The organism is Atopomonas hussainii, from assembly GCF_900109735.1.
Lineage (GTDB): Bacteria > Pseudomonadota > Gammaproteobacteria > Pseudomonadales > Pseudomonadaceae > Atopomonas > Atopomonas hussainii.
The window spans coordinates 167,536-182,746 of sequence record NZ_FOAS01000008.1 but is presented as its reverse complement, the minus strand read 5'-3'; the positions used below and the strand labels follow the sequence as shown (position 1 = coordinate 182,746).

At 59.0% G+C, this 15,211-nt stretch carries 16 protein-coding genes; 9 read left to right on the top strand and 7 right to left on the bottom strand.

The features are described from left to right. Positions 1 to 4: 4 nt before the first annotated feature. The 3 genes from BMX80_RS09715 to edd are packed head-to-tail and all read right to left on the bottom strand — an operon-like array spanning position 5 to position 3,653. Entirely contained in the window at positions 5 to 889 is an 885-nt protein-coding gene (locus BMX80_RS09715) for a D-hexose-6-phosphate mutarotase (RefSeq protein ID WP_074867717.1), read from the bottom strand. Continuing rightward, positions 886 to 1,830 carry a glucokinase gene (locus BMX80_RS09710; protein ID WP_074867712.1) on the bottom strand — a complete coding sequence of 315 codons (945 nt, stop codon included), beginning with the start codon at positions 1,828 to 1,830 and terminating at the stop codon, positions 886 to 888. Before BMX80_RS09710 ends, BMX80_RS09715 begins: the two co-directional genes overlap by 4 nt. Next, positions 1,827 to 3,653, bottom strand: a complete 1,827-nt coding sequence (gene edd / locus BMX80_RS09705) for a phosphogluconate dehydratase (RefSeq protein WP_074867708.1) — start codon at positions 3,651 to 3,653, stop codon at positions 1,827 to 1,829. Before edd ends, BMX80_RS09710 begins: the two co-directional genes overlap by 4 nt. Positions 3,654 to 3,793: 140 nt before the next feature. Here edd and gap point away from each other — a divergent pair, with 140 nt between their 5' ends. From gap to BMX80_RS09665, 8 genes are all read left to right on the top strand, one after another. Next, positions 3,794 to 4,798 carry a type I glyceraldehyde-3-phosphate dehydrogenase gene (gene gap / locus BMX80_RS09700; protein WP_074867705.1) on the top strand — a complete coding sequence of 335 codons (1,005 nt, stop codon included), beginning with the start codon at positions 3,794 to 3,796 and terminating at the stop codon, positions 4,796 to 4,798. A gap of 11 nt (positions 4,799 to 4,809) precedes the next feature. After that, on the top strand, positions 4,810 to 6,246 hold the full coding sequence (gene pyk, locus BMX80_RS09695) for a pyruvate kinase (protein WP_074867703.1): 1,437 nt from the start codon (positions 4,810 to 4,812) through the stop codon (positions 6,244 to 6,246). Next, complete coding sequence (locus tag BMX80_RS09690; RefSeq protein ID WP_074867700.1) at positions 6,246 to 6,713, top strand: methylglyoxal synthase; 468 nt, start codon at positions 6,246 to 6,248, stop codon at positions 6,711 to 6,713. The genes pyk and BMX80_RS09690 overlap by 1 nt, the downstream gene beginning before the upstream one ends. 57 nt (positions 6,714 to 6,770) lie before the next feature. Further along, a complete protein-coding gene (locus tag BMX80_RS09685) occupies positions 6,771 to 7,370 on the top strand; it encodes a DJ-1/PfpI family protein (RefSeq protein ID WP_074867697.1) in 600 nt (199 codons plus the stop codon). A 114-nt stretch (positions 7,371 to 7,484) separates the two neighbouring features. After that, positions 7,485 to 7,793: a BufA1 family periplasmic bufferin-type metallophore gene (locus tag BMX80_RS09680; protein ID WP_074867694.1), complete on the top strand. Its 309-nt coding sequence runs from the start codon at positions 7,485 to 7,487 to the stop codon at positions 7,791 to 7,793. A 12-nt stretch (positions 7,794 to 7,805) separates the two neighbouring features. Then, positions 7,806 to 8,705 (top strand): MNIO family bufferin maturase, encoded by a 900-nt coding sequence (bufB, locus tag BMX80_RS09675; protein WP_074867691.1) that lies wholly within the window; start codon positions 7,806 to 7,808, stop codon positions 8,703 to 8,705. Continuing rightward, entirely contained in the window at positions 8,702 to 9,469 is a 768-nt protein-coding gene (locus tag BMX80_RS09670; RefSeq protein ID WP_074867688.1) for an HvfC/BufC N-terminal domain-containing protein, read from the top strand. The genes bufB and BMX80_RS09670 overlap by 4 nt, the downstream gene beginning before the upstream one ends. Positions 9,470 to 9,479: 10 nt before the next feature. After that, positions 9,480 to 9,971 carry a DoxX family protein gene (locus tag BMX80_RS09665; protein ID WP_074867685.1) on the top strand — a complete coding sequence of 164 codons (492 nt, stop codon included), beginning with the start codon at positions 9,480 to 9,482 and terminating at the stop codon, positions 9,969 to 9,971. Positions 9,972 to 10,233: 262 nt separating this feature from the next. Here BMX80_RS09665 and BMX80_RS09660 read toward each other — a convergent pair whose 3' ends face one another. Together BMX80_RS09660 and gorA are read right to left on the bottom strand one after the other, a co-directional pair. Next, complete coding sequence (locus BMX80_RS09660; protein ID WP_074867683.1) at positions 10,234 to 10,878, bottom strand: trimeric intracellular cation channel family protein; 645 nt, start codon at positions 10,876 to 10,878, stop codon at positions 10,234 to 10,236. A gap of 97 nt (positions 10,879 to 10,975) precedes the next feature. Continuing rightward, a complete protein-coding gene (gene gorA, locus BMX80_RS09655; RefSeq protein ID WP_074867680.1) occupies positions 10,976 to 12,346 on the bottom strand; it encodes a glutathione-disulfide reductase in 1,371 nt (456 codons plus the stop codon). A 96-nt stretch (positions 12,347 to 12,442) separates the two neighbouring features. Between gorA and BMX80_RS09650 the strand changes: the two genes are divergently transcribed. After that, a complete protein-coding gene (locus BMX80_RS09650) occupies positions 12,443 to 12,865 on the top strand; it encodes a VOC family protein (RefSeq protein WP_071872724.1) in 423 nt (140 codons plus the stop codon). A 74-nt stretch (positions 12,866 to 12,939) separates the two neighbouring features. Here the strand turns inward: BMX80_RS09650 and galU are convergent, their stop codons facing one another. After that, the gene (gene galU / locus BMX80_RS09645) at positions 12,940 to 13,770 is read right to left on the bottom strand and encodes a UTP--glucose-1-phosphate uridylyltransferase GalU (protein WP_071872663.1); all 831 of its coding nucleotides are present in this window, start codon (positions 13,768 to 13,770) and stop codon (positions 12,940 to 12,942) included. A gap of 44 nt (positions 13,771 to 13,814) precedes the next feature. After that, entirely contained in the window at positions 13,815 to 15,161 is a 1,347-nt protein-coding gene (locus BMX80_RS09640) for a UDP-glucose dehydrogenase family protein (protein ID WP_074867676.1), read from the bottom strand. Positions 15,162 to 15,211 lie beyond the last annotated feature (50 nt).

Genomic DNA, 15,211 nt, shown 5'->3' with positions numbered 1-15,211 from the left:
GGGGTTACTCCAGCACTAGCGGCGCGCTGTGCGCCGTCATGATTAATTCTTTGCGCTCACCGGGTTGCAGCACACAAGGCTCAGCCAAACCATCGGCCACTTCGGCGCAGACGAAACCAGCGGCCAATACCGGCGGCGCGTCGGCTAAGCCTTGTCGACCCGGATGCCAGAGCACGCTGCTGTCACTGCCGTGCTTGTCGATCAGCAACTGGCGACGCCAAACGCTGTCGTGCAAGCACAGCGTTTTTTCTGCGAAATAGACGCGATCAAGCGGCTGGTTAAAGCGCACAGTGCCTAACTGCTGCTTGTGTTCGCCGTCGAGCTTGTCGTGATAGCGCGCGTCAGCCAGGCTGGTTTCGCAGGCGTTATCGATAAAGGACACCTGCCAGTAAGCATGCAGCGCCTGCGATAACGGCAACGCTTGCCCACCTAGGTTTTGCGTTATCAACTTAAGGCTGAAGGTTTGCCCTAACCGCATTTGCAGCTGCGCTTGATAGTCTGCACAGCGCAATTGCCAGTTGAGCAGCAGCGCCTCACCTTCAAGCAACACATCCAGCAGCTGCCATTGACTGATCCGCGCCCAGCCGTGGGCCGGCAAGCTTTTATCGCTGGCATGCGGACCAAACCACGGCCAACACACAGGCACTCCGCCACGAATGGCGCCTTTTTCCGGCCACAAGGTGGAGCACCACAGCCATGGGCGCTCACCGGAAGGCTGAAAATGCAGTAACTGCGCCCCCTGCACGCTCACCACAGCCTGCATGTGCGTGGTTTGCACTAACAACAGCTCACGGCCTTGCCAGTGACTACGCGCCAGCGGCGACTGGTTGAAATTGGCTTGGGCAAACAGCGCCGCAAACGGCGCCAAAGGTTGCGCGCAAGGGCTCATGACAGCTGATCCAGCCACACCCCTGCTCCCAGCAAACCCGGCCACTCTGCTTGCACTAGGGCAATGGGCATCTGCGTTAAGTAATCACTCATGCTGCCTTTGCCGCAGAAGGCCTGATGAAAACCACTGACGAGAAAACGCTCAGCAAAACGTGGCACCACGCCACCGGCGATATACACCCCGCCACGACTACCCAGCGTGACCGCCGCATTACCCATTACGCGCCCCAGCCAACAGCACCACATTTCCAGCACGGCATCGGCGTAGTCATCACCCGCCAGCGCGGCGGCGGTGACTTGCGCAGGGCTGTCTAGCAGGCAGTCGCGCTGATCAATCGCGCAGCAGGCTTGATACAAACGCAGCAGGCCGCCGCCGGACAAAATGGTTTCGGCATTGACGTAATCTTGCTGCGACTGCAAATACGCCAGCACGCGCGCCTCGCGCTCACTGGTGGCCGGCAAATTGACATGCCCGCCCTCACCGCTGATCACTTGCCAGCGACCATCCGGCAAAGGCAGTAAGCCAGCCACGCCTAAACCCGTACCCGGCCCCATGACCAAGCGCATCTGCCCCGCTAAGGCTTGGCCTTCAGCGACCGACAACAACTCATCTTCGGTCACGCGCGTCATGCCCAGCGCCATGGCGGTGAAGTCGTTAATCAGCTCGGCGCGCTGAAGTTTTAAGGTGTCGCGCAGCGAGTCGGCAGCAACATGCCAGTGATTGTTGGTCAGGCGCACTTGACCGTCCTGCACCGGCCCCGCGCAGGCCAAGCACAGCTGCGAAATCGTGACGTGTTGGCGCTCCAGATAAGCGCTGATGGCCGCCTCTGGGCTGGCGAAGTCAGCGCAGGCAAACACTTCTACCGCCGCTAGCTCACCGCTCTGCCACAGGGCAAAGCGTGCGTTAGTGCCACCCACATCGCCGACCAAGGCCATGCTCATTGCAGCGACTCCAGCGCTTGGGTAAAGCAACTACCCCCTTCTTCTGCGCTGCTCATCGCGCCACGCATAAAGGCAAACAGCTCGCGGCCCATGCCGACGCCCTGCTCTGCCGGCAATTCAGCTGGCGTGCGCGCTTGCAGTTGCGCGGCATCGACCAATACGCGCAGCTCGCCGGTTTTGCCATCGACGCGAATCACATCACCGTCTTGCACATAGCGCAGCGGGCCGTTGTCGATGGCCTCGGGGCTAACATGAATCGCCGCCGCCACCTTGCCGGACGCACCGGACATACGACCATCGGTGACCAGCGCCACTTTAAAACCTCGGTCCTGCAGAATGCCTAAGAACGGGGTCATCTTGTGCAGCTCTGGCATGCCATTGGCACGCGGCCCCTGAAAGCGCACCACTGCGACCAAGTCGCGCTCAAGCTCGCCACGCTTAAAAGCATCGGCCAAAGCATGCTGGCTATCGAACACGCGGCACGGTGCTTCGACCACTTGGTGCTCAGGCGCGACCGCAGACACCTTGATCACCCCACGCCCCAGATTGCCCTGCATTAACCGCAGGCCGCCTTCGGGGTTAAACGGGTTGTTGGCTGGGCGCAATACAGCTTCATCCAAACTCGCTTGCGGGCCGTCGCGCCACACCAGCGAATCGCCATCCATAAACGGCTCTTGGGTGTAGCGGCGCAGACCACGACCGACGATGGTATTAACGTCTTCATGCAAATAACCGGCGTTCAGTAGCTCACGAACTAAAAAGGCCGTGCCGCCCGCTGCTTGGAAGTGGTTGATGTCGGCTTGGCCGTTGGGGTAGATGCGCGCCATGGTCGGCACAACAGCCGACAACTCGGCCAAGTCTTCCAGCTTGAGCTGAATGCCCGCCGCTTGGGCGATGGCTACGATGTGCAAAGTCAGGTTGGTCGAGCCGCCGGTAGCTAACAAGGCCACCACGGCATTGATGATGGCTTTTTCGTCGATGATCGACGCCATGCTGATGTAATCGCCGCCCAGCGCGGTAATCCGGCAAGCCTGCTGTGCTGCCTCGCGGGTCAACGCCTCGCGCAGTGGCGTGTTGGGATTCACAAAGGATGAGCCCGGCAAGTGCAGCCCCATGATCTCGACCAGCATCTGGTTGGTATTGGCGGTGCCATAGAAGGTGCAGGTGCCAGCACCGTGGTAAGACTGCGATTCGGCCTCGAGAAGTTCTTCGCGGGTGGCTTTGCCCTCGGCAAAACGCTGGCGCACGGCGGCTTTTTCTTTATTCGACAGGCCCGACACCATCGGCCCCGCCGGCACAAACACCACCGGCAGATGTCCAAAGCGCAGCGCGCCAATCAACAAGCCCGGCACGATCTTGTCGCACACGCCCAAACACAGCGCCGCATCAAACACGTTATGTGACAGGCCGATGGCCGTGGCCATGGCAATCACATCGCGACTGGCCAGTGATAACTCCATGCCCGGCTCGCCTTGCGTCACGCCATCGCACATCGCCGGCACACCGCCCGCTATCTGCGCGGTGCAACCCATGGCACGCACGGCGCTGCGGATTTGCTCGGGATAATGCTCAAACGGCTGATGCGCCGAGAGCATGTCGTTATACGCGGTGATCACCCCGACGTTGGCTTGATTCATCAAGCGCAGCTGCTCTTTATCGCTACTACCGCAAGCTGCCATGGCGTGGGCAAGGTTGCCGCACGGCAACGTACCGCGCACCACGCCGCGACTGGCTGCCGCTTGCATCTGCGCCAGATAGGCCTGCCGCGTCGCACGGCTGCGCTCGATTAGACGCTCAGTTACTTGCTGCACACGGGGATGCATTGCTCGACTCCTCTCACCACAGATCACGACAAGATATTTGTAATATTACGAAAAAATATTGCCACTTTGCCAGCGATCTTTCTATCATCATCGGTACAAATGTTGTAATTCAAACAAAAAACACCAAGAGACCCGCCAAGATGACCCTACGAATCGCTATCAACGGCTTCGGCCGTATCGGCCGCAACGTACTGCGTGCCTTGTATGAAAACGGCTACCGCGACCGCTTGCAGGTAGTGGCCATTAATGACCTAGGGGACGCCAAGATTAACGCCCACCTCTTTAAGTATGACAGCGTACATGGCGCCTTTGCTGGCGAGGTCGGGGTGGACAACGAAGCGCTGCACATCAATGGCGACAACATTGCCGTGAGTAGCATCCGCAACCCGCAGGAGCTGCCCTGGCGCGCACTTAAGGTGGATGTAGTGTTTGAGTGCACTGGGCTATTCACCAGCCGCGACAAAGCCGCGCTGCATTTAGAGGCCGGCGCCAGCAAGGTGATTGTCTCTGCCCCGGGCAAAGGCCTCGACGCGACGGTGGTGTATGGCGTTAACGACAACGTGCTGCGCCAGAGCATGCAGGTGATCTCTAACGCTTCCTGCACCACCAACTGTTTAGCGCCGGTGGCGCAAGTGCTAGACCGCCAATTCGGCATCGTTAGCGGCCTGATGACCACCATTCACGCCTACACCAACGATCAGAATTTGTCGGATGTTTACCACAGCGACATCTATCGCGCCCGCTCAGCGACGCAGTCGATGATCCCCACCAAAACCGGCGCCGCCGAAGCGGTCGGCGAAGTGCTACCGCAACTGGCCGGCAAACTGACCGGCCTTGCCGTGCGTGTGCCGACCATTAACGTCTCGCTGGTCGACTTAACCGTCGAGCTGGCCCGTGAGGCCAGCCGTGATGACGCCAATGCCGCCCTCAAGGCCGCCAGTCAGAGCAGCCCTGTGCTGGGGTTTAACGAGCTACCGCTGGTATCGGTGGACTTTAACCACAACCGCTTATCGTCGATTGTCGATGCCGCGCAAACGCGGGTGATCGGCCGGCAGCTCAAAGTGATGGCGTGGTACGACAACGAATGGGGCTTCTCCAATCGCATGCTCGACAACTGTTTAGCCCTGTGCAACGCCCCGCAATAAGGAGTTCGAGCATGACCTTGCGCCGCACCAAAATCGTCGCCACGCTAGGCCCCGCCTCCAGCACGGCTGAGCAACTGGAGCCACTCATCGTCGCAGGCATCGACGTGGCTCGTTTGAATTTTTCCCACGGTAGCCCTGCCGAGCACAGCGCCCGCGCCGAGCTGGTGCGCAGCTTAGCCGCGCAACACAACCGCAGCGTGGCGGTGCTGGCGGACTTACAAGGGCCGAAAATCCGCATTGCCAAGTTTGCCGACGGCAAGGTGCAGCTCAAGGTCGGTCAAGCCTTTGCGCTTTCTGCTACGCACGACAAAACCGCCGGTAATCACGAAATCGTCGGCATCGATTACCCCGAACTGGTCGACGACTGCCGGCCAAACGACATCCTGCTGCTCGATGACGGGCGTATTACCCTGAAAGTGCTGCACATTGCCGAGCGCTGCGTGCACTGCGAAGTGCTTAATAGCGGCGTGCTCAGCGACCGCAAAGGCATTAACCGCCAAGGCGGCGGCCTCACTGCGCCTGCCCTGACAGACAAAGACAAAGCCGACATCATCACCGCCGCAGCAATCGGCGCCGATTTTGTCGCCGTGTCGTTCCCGCGCGATGCTGAAGACATGCATCTGGCCCGCCGCTTACTGCGCGAGGCCGGGAGCGACGCGGCCTTAGTGGCGAAGATCGAGCGCGCCGAGGCGGTGGCTGACATCGAGACCCTCGACCAATTGATTGTTGCCAGCGATGCGGTGATGGTGGCGCGCGGCGATTTAGGCGTAGAAATTGGCGATGCCGAACTGACCGGCATTCAGAAGCGCATCATTGCCCGCGCACGCAAATTAAACCGCGCGGTGATCACCGCCACGCAAATGCTTGAATCGATGATCACCAGCCCCATGCCGACCCGCGCTGAGGTATCGGACATCGCCAATGCGGTGTTTGACCACACCGACGCGGTGATGCTTAGCGCCGAATCCGCCGCCGGGCAATTCCCCATCGAGGCAGTGCAAGCCATGGGCCGCGTGTGCGTAGGCGCCGAAAAACATCCGCAAACCCAACGCAGCGGCCATCGCCTGGAGCAAGTGTTCAGCAACTGCGATGAAACCATCGCCATGGCAGCCATGTACGCGGCCAATCACCTGCAAGGTGTCAGTGCCATTGTGTGCTTAACCGAGAGTGGCAATACGCCGCTGATCATGTCGCGCATTCGCACCCCGCTACCGATCTTCGCGGTGTCACCTTCGCCGCGTACACTGGCGAAAACCGCGCTGTATCGCGGCGTGTATCCGCTGTTGTTCGATCAAGCTAGCCTGCCAGCCGAGCAAGTGAACCCAGCGATTGTGGCCGAGTTAAAAGCTCGCGGCGCGGTGAACAGCGGTGACTGGGTACTGCTGACTAAAGGTGACTTACACAGCGCCGGCGGCACCAACAATTTAAAAATCCTCAAGGTCGAGTAATGATCGAAATCCCGTTCACCAACGCCACGCTACCAGCGCGCAAACACATTGCGCTGGTAGCCCACGACCACTGCAAACAGCACCTACTGACATGGGCTAAACGACACCGCGAGGCTCTGGCCGAGCACGCCCTGCTTGCCACCGGCACCACCGGTAAGCTGCTGCAACAGCAACTTGGCCTAGAGGTCACTGCCATGCTCAGCGGCCCGCTGGGTGGCGATCAGCAATTAGGCGCCTGGATTGCCGAGCGCAAAATTGATGTGCTGGTGTTCTTCTGGGACCCCTTCGAGCCGCAACCGCACGACCCTGACATCAAAGCTCTGCTGCGTGTCGCGGCGGTGTGGAATATCCCCGTGGCGTGTAACGAAAGCAGCGCCGACTTTCTCATCAGCAGCCCACTGATCAACCTAGCCCATAACCACCGCATTCCCGATTACGGGCATTACCTGCAAGACCGGCAGTCTTGACCTGCGTGAAGCGCGCGAGGCACCTTTAAGCCTCGCCCACTCACGCAGGGATGCCCCATGCAGGTCAACATTGCGCTATTTAACGCTATAGAAGTGCTGGATTTCTCCGGCCCCTTCGAAGTGTTCACCACCGCCAGCCGCGTGTTTGCCCGTGCTCAACCACACGAACCCGCACCGTTTAACGTCGCCACGGTTGCCGCTGGGCCGGTATTTGCGCGAGCAGGCTTGCAGGTCACGCCCAGCCACTCTTTTAGTAACGCCCCTATTGCGGATTTACTGATTGTGCCCGGCGGCGATGTGCGTGAAGCACTGCAAGACGGTGCGCTGCTCAACTGGCTAGGCGATCAAGCCAGCCGTGCCGAAGTCGTCGCCTCGGTGTGCACCGGCGCTTTTTTACTCGGCAAGCTGGGTATTCTGCATGGCCTGCCCATCACCACCCACTGGGAAGATCTCGATGACCTGCGTCAGGCGGTGCCCGAAGCCATCGTGCGTGACGACCTGCGCTGGGTAGATAACGGCCACCTGCTGACCAGTGCGGGGATTAGCGCCGGTATCGACATGAGCTTGCACTTAGTGGCACGCCTTGCTGGGCGCACACTAGCGGAAGCCACCGCCCGGCAAATGGACTACCGCTGGCAAAACAGCCCGCATCTGTAAAAAAGTTTTCTCACCGTGTTGTAACAGCCACTGGTCTATACCGTCTTTTGTGTGCATGGCGCAGAACGCGCCGTAAACACTGCCCATTTTGGGCCATCCACTTGGAGAAGACACATGAGCAAGACCACTACCGCCGCTGTTTCCGCTGCCAGCCTCGCTCTGGCCTTGAGCTCTGCCTTGGCACTGACTGCCGCCCCGCTGACCGCGCAAGCCGCTGACAACGAGCGCTGCTATGGCATCAGCCTGAAAGGCAAAAATGACTGCGCCGCAGGCCCGGGTACTACCTGTGCCGGCACCAGCAAGGTGGACTACCAAGGCAATGCGTGGAAGTACGTGCCGAAAGGCACTTGCGTAGAAACTGCCTCGCCAACCTCACCCACTGGCATGGGTCAGCTGGAAGCCTTCAAAGAAAAGAGCGCCTAAGGCCTCTTGCCAATGAGCACTGCATCCATTGGCCGCGCACAGCGCCCGGCGTGCCTCGCGCACGTCGGCGCTCTGCCTGCGCAGGCGGGCATCGGCTTAAAACCCCAGCATGTCGCTGAGTTATTAGCAGAGCGCCCCAGCTTGGGTTTTGTCGAAGTGCATGCGGAAAACTATCTGGTCGCCGGCGGTCCGCTGCATCAACAGTTGCAGGCAGTAGCCGAGCATTATCCGCTGTCGATTCATGGCGTGGGCTTATCCATCGGCGGCGAACAGCCGCTGGATAGCGAGCACTTGCGACGTATTGCTGGCTTGGTCGAACGCTACCAACCGGCGAGTTTTTCCGAACATTTAGCGTGGTCGAGCCACGGCCCCTACTTTTTTAATGATTTATTACCGCTGGCCTATAGCCAAGCAGCGCTAGAGCGCGTTTGCCGGCATATCGAGCAAGTGCAAGAAGCACTAGGCCGGCACATTCTGCTGGAAAACCCCGCCACCTACGTGCAGTACCGCGACGGTGATTACCCCGAAGCGGTGTTTATCCGCGAAGTGATTGAACGCAGCGGCTGCGGCCTGCTGCTGGACGTTAACAATGTGTATGTCAGCTGCGTGAATCATCGCTGGTCGATCGCTGACTACTTGGCCGACCTCCCCTTGGCGGCCACCCAAGAGATTCACTTAGCCGGCTTTTCCGAAGAGCGCGAGCCTGATGGTGGCCGTCTTCTGATTGATAACCATGGCGCCGCCGTGGCCGACGATGTTTGGCAGTTGTATCAGCAGGTGCTAACCCACACTGGCCCCATCGCCACGCTGATTGAGTGGGATAACAACGTGCCCACGCTGCAGCGCTTAGTGACTGAAGCACAGTGCGCCGAGGCTTATCTTAAGCAGCCAACACAGGCGATACGCGTATGAGCAGCCAAGCCCTTTTCAGTGCGGCCCTGCTGGATGCGCAACTGACCGCCCCTGAGGTATTACGCGTACCCAACGAGCACCTAGAGCAGCGCTTTGCGGTGAACCGCAACAACGTGATCAGCTCGCTGATTGATGCACTGGCCGACACCTTTCCGGTGGTGCAGCAGTTGGTGGGTGAAGAGTTTTTCCGCGCGATGGCGCAAATATTTGTGCGCCAAGCACCACCGACCAGCCGCGTGTTGGCCGAATACGGTGCTGGCTTTGCCACCTTTATTGAGCAATTTGCACCCGCCGCCAGCGTGCCCTATTTAGCCGACATGGCGCGCCTTGAGTTTGCCCAGCTGACCAGCTTGCACAGTGCCGACTGCACGCCCATCAGCGCCGAGGCCTTACAAGCACTGCTGGCCGACAGCGAACAGTTAAGCCAAGCGCAACTAGTGCTCGCACCCAGCGTGCAGCTACTGAGCAGCCGCTATGCGGTAGTCGATCTGTGGGGGGCGCATCAAGGCCATGGTGCGTTAAACAGCATCAACCCCCATCAAGCGCAGTGCGCACTGATCTGCCGCCCACAGTGGCAGGTCGAGACAACCGCCATCACTGCCGCAGACCATGCCTTTATCGCCGCGCTGCGCAAGCAGCCGTTGCTCGCCGCATGGCAGAACATTGCCAGCCAACACCCTGACTTTAACCCCAGCGATGCACTGGGCTTGCTGCTGCGTCAGCAGGCGATTTGCGCCATCACCCTGCCCACCTCCGCCGTTTGAGGAAAACCTTATGAACGCCCAAAACCCCATTACCCAGCTGATCGAAACCCTAGTGCAGCTTTGTAGCCGAGTACCGCACAGCGTCACCGCCTTGCTGGCGCGTTTTTCCATTGCAGCGGTGTTTTGGCAGTCCGGGCAAACCAAAGTGCAAGGGTTTGCTGTCAACTTAGTGGACGGCACCTTCGAGCTTGGCATTCCGAGCCTTGCGCCGTTCACCGTGGCGCTGTTTACCGATGAGTACAAGGTGCCACTGTTATCGCCGGAGCTAGCGGCGTATCTGGCCACTTTTGCCGAGCACCTATTCCCCATCCTGATTCTGCTTGGGCTGGCGACGCGTTTTTCCAGCCTAGCGCTACTGGGTATGACCTTGGTGATTCAGGTGTTTGTTTACCCCGGCGCTTACGCCACCCACGGCGTCTGGGCGGCGGTGCTGCTGTACCTAATCAGTCGTGGGCCGGGCGTGGTAGCGCTCGATCACCTGATCGCTAAGCGTTGCCGATAGCCGCAAACAACAGAGCCGAGCATTACAGACCGTGTGAAAACTACTGCACTTGGCTATGCAGCGTTAAAAACAGGCTCAAATGCTCACAAACCCGCAGGAGCGGGTTTGAACAGCTTTAGCTGGCCCGCAGGGCGGAGCACAGGATGTGCGGAGTATTTACCACACGTAAACTGCGCTTTTTCGCCTGTTTTTGCCTTGCCTAGCCAGCGCTCGCGAGGTTTTCACACAGCCTGATCAGCCCGGCTCTTTGTTGTAAGTGTTATTACAAGTCTTGCTGCTCGTCGCGATCCAGCAGATGGAAGCGCGGCAATTGCCAGTGAAAGAAAATCGCCCCTAGTCGCACCGCTAGCACCACGGCCATCGCACCAAGCACCTCGATATAACTGGGCAAAGCCAGCGGTTGTAAGCCGATATAGGTCAGCGAGCCCAAAATGCACGGTGTGGCATACAGCTCTTTATGGAAGATCAGCGGAATGTCGTTACAGATCATGTCGCGGATCACGCCGCCGGCCACCCCGGTCATCACGCCAAAAATCACTGCTGCACTGGTCGGCACCTCATGCGCCAAGGCCACCTGCGTGCCAATCACGGTAAACACGGCCAAACCAAAGGCGTCCGCCACTTGCAGGCCTAACTCGTGAATGGGCCGGGTCATCTTCACCCACAGTACGGTGCCTAAGGCAGCCAACGTGACCACGGTTAAGTAGGTTTCATCGCCAATCCAACTCACCGGATGACGGCCTAAGATCACATCGCGCAGCGTGCCACCACCGAGCGCGGTGACAAACGCCACTACCAGCACACCGAAGATATCCATCGACTTGCGCCCTGCCATCAGCGCGCCGGTAATCGCAAACACCGCCACGCCAAACAAGTCGCTTAGGTAAAACAAGGTTGTTTCGTTCACTGCCTGCCTCTTGTACAACAGCCGTTCACAATGCCGGCCGCCAAAAAACAAAGGCCCGCAACCAAAGGCAGCGGGCCCAAACGGCGGGCATTGTAGCTTATTCGCCGACGCTCTGGCGCATGGTGACGAACTCCTCCGCCGCTGAGGGGTGAATACCTAAGGTTTGGTCAAACACCGCTTTCGTCGCCCCGGCCTTGATGGCTACCGCCAAGCCCTGAACAATTTCCGCCGCCTCTGGCCCCAACATGTGGCAGCCCAACACCTTGTCGGTGTCGGCATCGACTACCAGCTTCATCAAGGTTTTCTCTGGGCTGTCGCTAAACGATAGTTTCATGGGGCGGAAGCGACTTTGGAAGATTTTCACCCGCAGACCTTGCTCGCGGGCTTGTTCTTCAGTCAAACCAACCGTGGCCAAGTTCGGCAAGCTAAACACGGCGGTCGGAATATTCTGATAATCCACCGGTACAAAAGCCTCGGGCTGGTACAAACGCCGCGCCACGGCCATGCCTTCGGCGAGCGCCACCGGAGTGAGCGCCATGCGGCCAATCACATCGCCAATGGCCAGCACTGAAGGCTCTGCGGTTTGGTAATGCTCATCCACGGCAATAAAGCCACGCTCATCCAGTGTTACTGCGGTGTTTTCCAGGCCTAAATCATCCAACATCGGGCGGCGACCGGTGGCATAGAACACGCAGTCCACATTGTGCACGCTGCCGTCGGCCATATTGGCCAGCAAGCTGCCGTCTTGGGCGCGGCGAATCGAGGTGACATGGCTGTTAAACGCCAACTGAATACCTTTGTGGCGGAACTCTTCACGCAGCTGCTGGCGCAGCGCCTCGTCAAAGCCACGCAAGAACAAGTCGCCGCGATAACTTAAGCTGGTTTTCGCCCCCATACCATGGAAGATCGACGCAAACTCCACGGCGATATAACCACCACCCACCACCAGCACTCGCTTGGGCAAGGTCGGCAAATAAAAGGCTTCGTTAGAGGTGGTGGCTAATTCTTTACCGGGAATATCCGGCACTTGCGGCCAGCCGCCGGTGGCAATCAACACGCGCTCGGCACTGATCACCTGCTCACCGGCCGGCCCGTTCACTTGCACACGATGGCCATCCAGCAGCTTGCCGTGACCTTCATACAGGCTCACCCCCGAGCCCTCTAACAAGCGCCGATAAACGCCGTTTAAGCGTTCAATTTCGTTATTTTTGCGGCGAATCAGCTCTGGCCAATCCACCTCGCCAGCCTGCACGGCCCAGCCGTAATCTTGTGCTAGCTGCAGCTCTTCACGCACATGCGCGCCGTACACCAAGAGCTTTTTCGGCACACAGCCGACATTGACGCAGGTGCCGCCCAAATAGCGGCTTTCAATCACCGCCACCTTGGCGCCAAACCCTGCAGCAAAACGAGCACAACGCACGCCGCCAGAACCTGCGCCGATGACGATCAGGTCAAAATCAAAGGCCATGCATCCCCCTTAAACATGATTGGTTAACGCGATCTGCTTTACTTAAACCCTGATGGCGCCGATTTGTTACGCCGCCACAAGCACGAGCCTGCCGTTATGTTGCCCACCCTAACCCACATTGCCTTGCATGTACCGGACTTAGACACCTGTGTCGCGTTTTACCGCGACTACTGCGCCATGCAGGTGATCCACCGCCGCGCCGGCAAAGGCAGCCAGATTGTTTGGCTGGCCGAGCCCGGCAAAGAGCACAGTTTTATCTTAGTGATCATGCCCGGCGGCCAAGCAAGGCAACTGGCCAGCGACGACTACAGTCATTTTGGCTTTGCCCTAGAAAGCCGCGCAGCGGTCGATCAGATTGCCGCCAAAGCCGCCGCCGCAGGCTGTTTGATTTGGCCGCCGCGCGATGAACCTTATCCGGTGGGTTATTACTGCGGCGTACGCGACCCAGCAGGCAACTATGTTGAGTTTAGCTATGGCCAACCGCTCGGCCCCGGCTCGGAGGCCATGCCGATCCCCTAAACCTGACGCGTTAAGCCTAATGCGCAAACAACAACGCCGGCTTTAGGCCGGCGTTGTTACAGCAACTACTGTGCTCAAACGTTCTTGTAAACGTTCTGAAAGCAGTAGTTGGTTGCTTCGACATAGCCCTCGGCACTGCCGCAATCGAAACGGGTGCCTTTGAACTTATAAGCCAGCACGCAGCCATCTTTGGCTTGCTGCTGCAGGGCGTCGGTGATTTGGATTTCCCCGCCTTTACCCGGCGGCGTGTCGCGCAGAATGTCGAAAATATCCGGGGTCAAAATGTAGCGGCCGATAATCGCTAAGTTCGACGGGGCATCTTCCGGCTTGGGCTTTTCCACCATAGTACTGATGCGGAACAGATCATCACGCATCGGCTCGCCGGCAATCACGCCGTACTTGTGGGTTTCATCACGCGGGACTTCTTGCACGGCAACAATCGAGCAGCGGAACTGCTTAAACAGCTTGACCATCTGCGCCAGCACCGGGTCGCCGTCCAAGTTCAAGCACAGGTCATCGGCCAGCATCACCGCAAAAGGCTCGTTACCGATCATCGGCTCGCCCGACAGAATCGCATGACCCAAGCCTTTCATCTCCACCTGACGGGTGTAGAGGAAGGTGCACTCGTTGATCAGACGACGAATGTCGGTGAGGTACTTTTCTTTTTCGGTGTTTTGAATCTGATGCTCAAGCTCGTAGCTGATATCGAAGTGATCTTCCAGTGAGCGCTTGCCACGGCCGGTCACGATGGCCATTTCGGTCAAACCGGCATCCAATGCCTCCTCAACGGCGTACTCGATCAACGGCTTGTTAACGATCGGTAGCATCTCTTTGGGCATGGATTTGGTTGCAGGCAAAAAACGCGTACCGTAGCCCGCGGCGGGGAACAAACACTTCTTTATCATGGGCAACTCAACTGCTCAGTTGTGACGAAATGTTGCGGAGTCTATCACGCTGCGGCGCGATTGCGACGCTCACTGGCCAACCCGCCACGGCCAATGCCCAGATAAACGAAGCCCATAGTGGCCAATTGCCCCGGATCGTACTGATTTCGCCCGTCCAGCACGCGCGGCTCGGCCAGCAACTGCATAACCCGCAGCCAGTCAGGCTCACGAAACAGCTTCCACTCAGTAAGCAGGCACAGCGCGTGAGCATTCTCTAGCGCCGCATAAGGCTCGTTGCACAACTGCAGTTGGCCGCTGGCCACAGCCTCGGGAAAACGCTCGGCGACTGCCGGCATTGCCGCTGGGTCGTGTGCCTGCACTGTCGCACCGCGGGCCAACAAAGCACGCAATAACACCAGCGCCGGCGCTTCACGGATATCGTCGGTGTCCGGCTTAAAGGCCAGCCCCCAGAGAGCCACACGCTTGCCGTACCAATGGCTGCCTAACAAGGCTTCAAGCTTGTCGATTAGGCGCTGCTTTTGCCGCTCGTTGCGCTGCTCGATAGCGCTGAGTAACGGCAGCGGCAAACCTTGGCTGCGGCCTAAGTGGCTCAGCGCGCGTAAATCTTTCGGGAAACACGAACCGCCGTAGCCACAACCGGCATAGATAAAGTGCCGGCCAATGCGCTGATCGGAGCCAATGCCTTGGCGCACCGCCTCGATATCCACCTGCACGTGCTCGGCTAGCTCGGCCAATTCGTTCATAAACGAGATGCGGCTGGCGAGAAAAGCATTGGCGGCGTATTTGCTGAACTCCGCCTCGCGACGGCGCATGTGCAACACTCGCGCTTGATTGCGCGTAAAGGGCACATAGAGCCGCTCGACGATGGCGGCAGCGGCTGCGTCTTCGGCACCGATCAAGATGCGCTGCGGGCGGCGGAAATCTTCCAGCGCCGCACCCTCTTTAAGAAACTCGGGGTTATTCACCACCTGCACGGGGATCGCGCGCTGCTCGAACCATGCTTGTAAGGCATCGCCCGTGCCGACCGCCACGGTAGATTTAAGCACCAACACCGTCGGGTGACGCAGGTGCTCCTGCACCGCTTCGGCCAGTTGCCAGAGCTGGCTTAAATCCACATTGCCATCGGCTTGGCTAGGCGTGCCAACGGCCACCAAAATCAGTTCCGGCTCGTTCAGCGCCAACGAGACATTACCGGTGACCTGCAACTGGCGATTGAGCACTTGCTGCAACAGGGCTTCCAACCCCGGCTCGTAAATGGGCACACGGCCTTGCTGCAAGGCCTGCAAACGCGCCGGATTGTGCTCCAGCAAGCACACCTGATTGCCCATTTCGGCCAAACAGCATGCGCTGACCAGCCCTACATAGCCTGCTCCAACCACAGTTAAGCGCATTGATATGTCCTCTGTCGTGTCTGACTCGATTCCACGAGCCAGACACGACA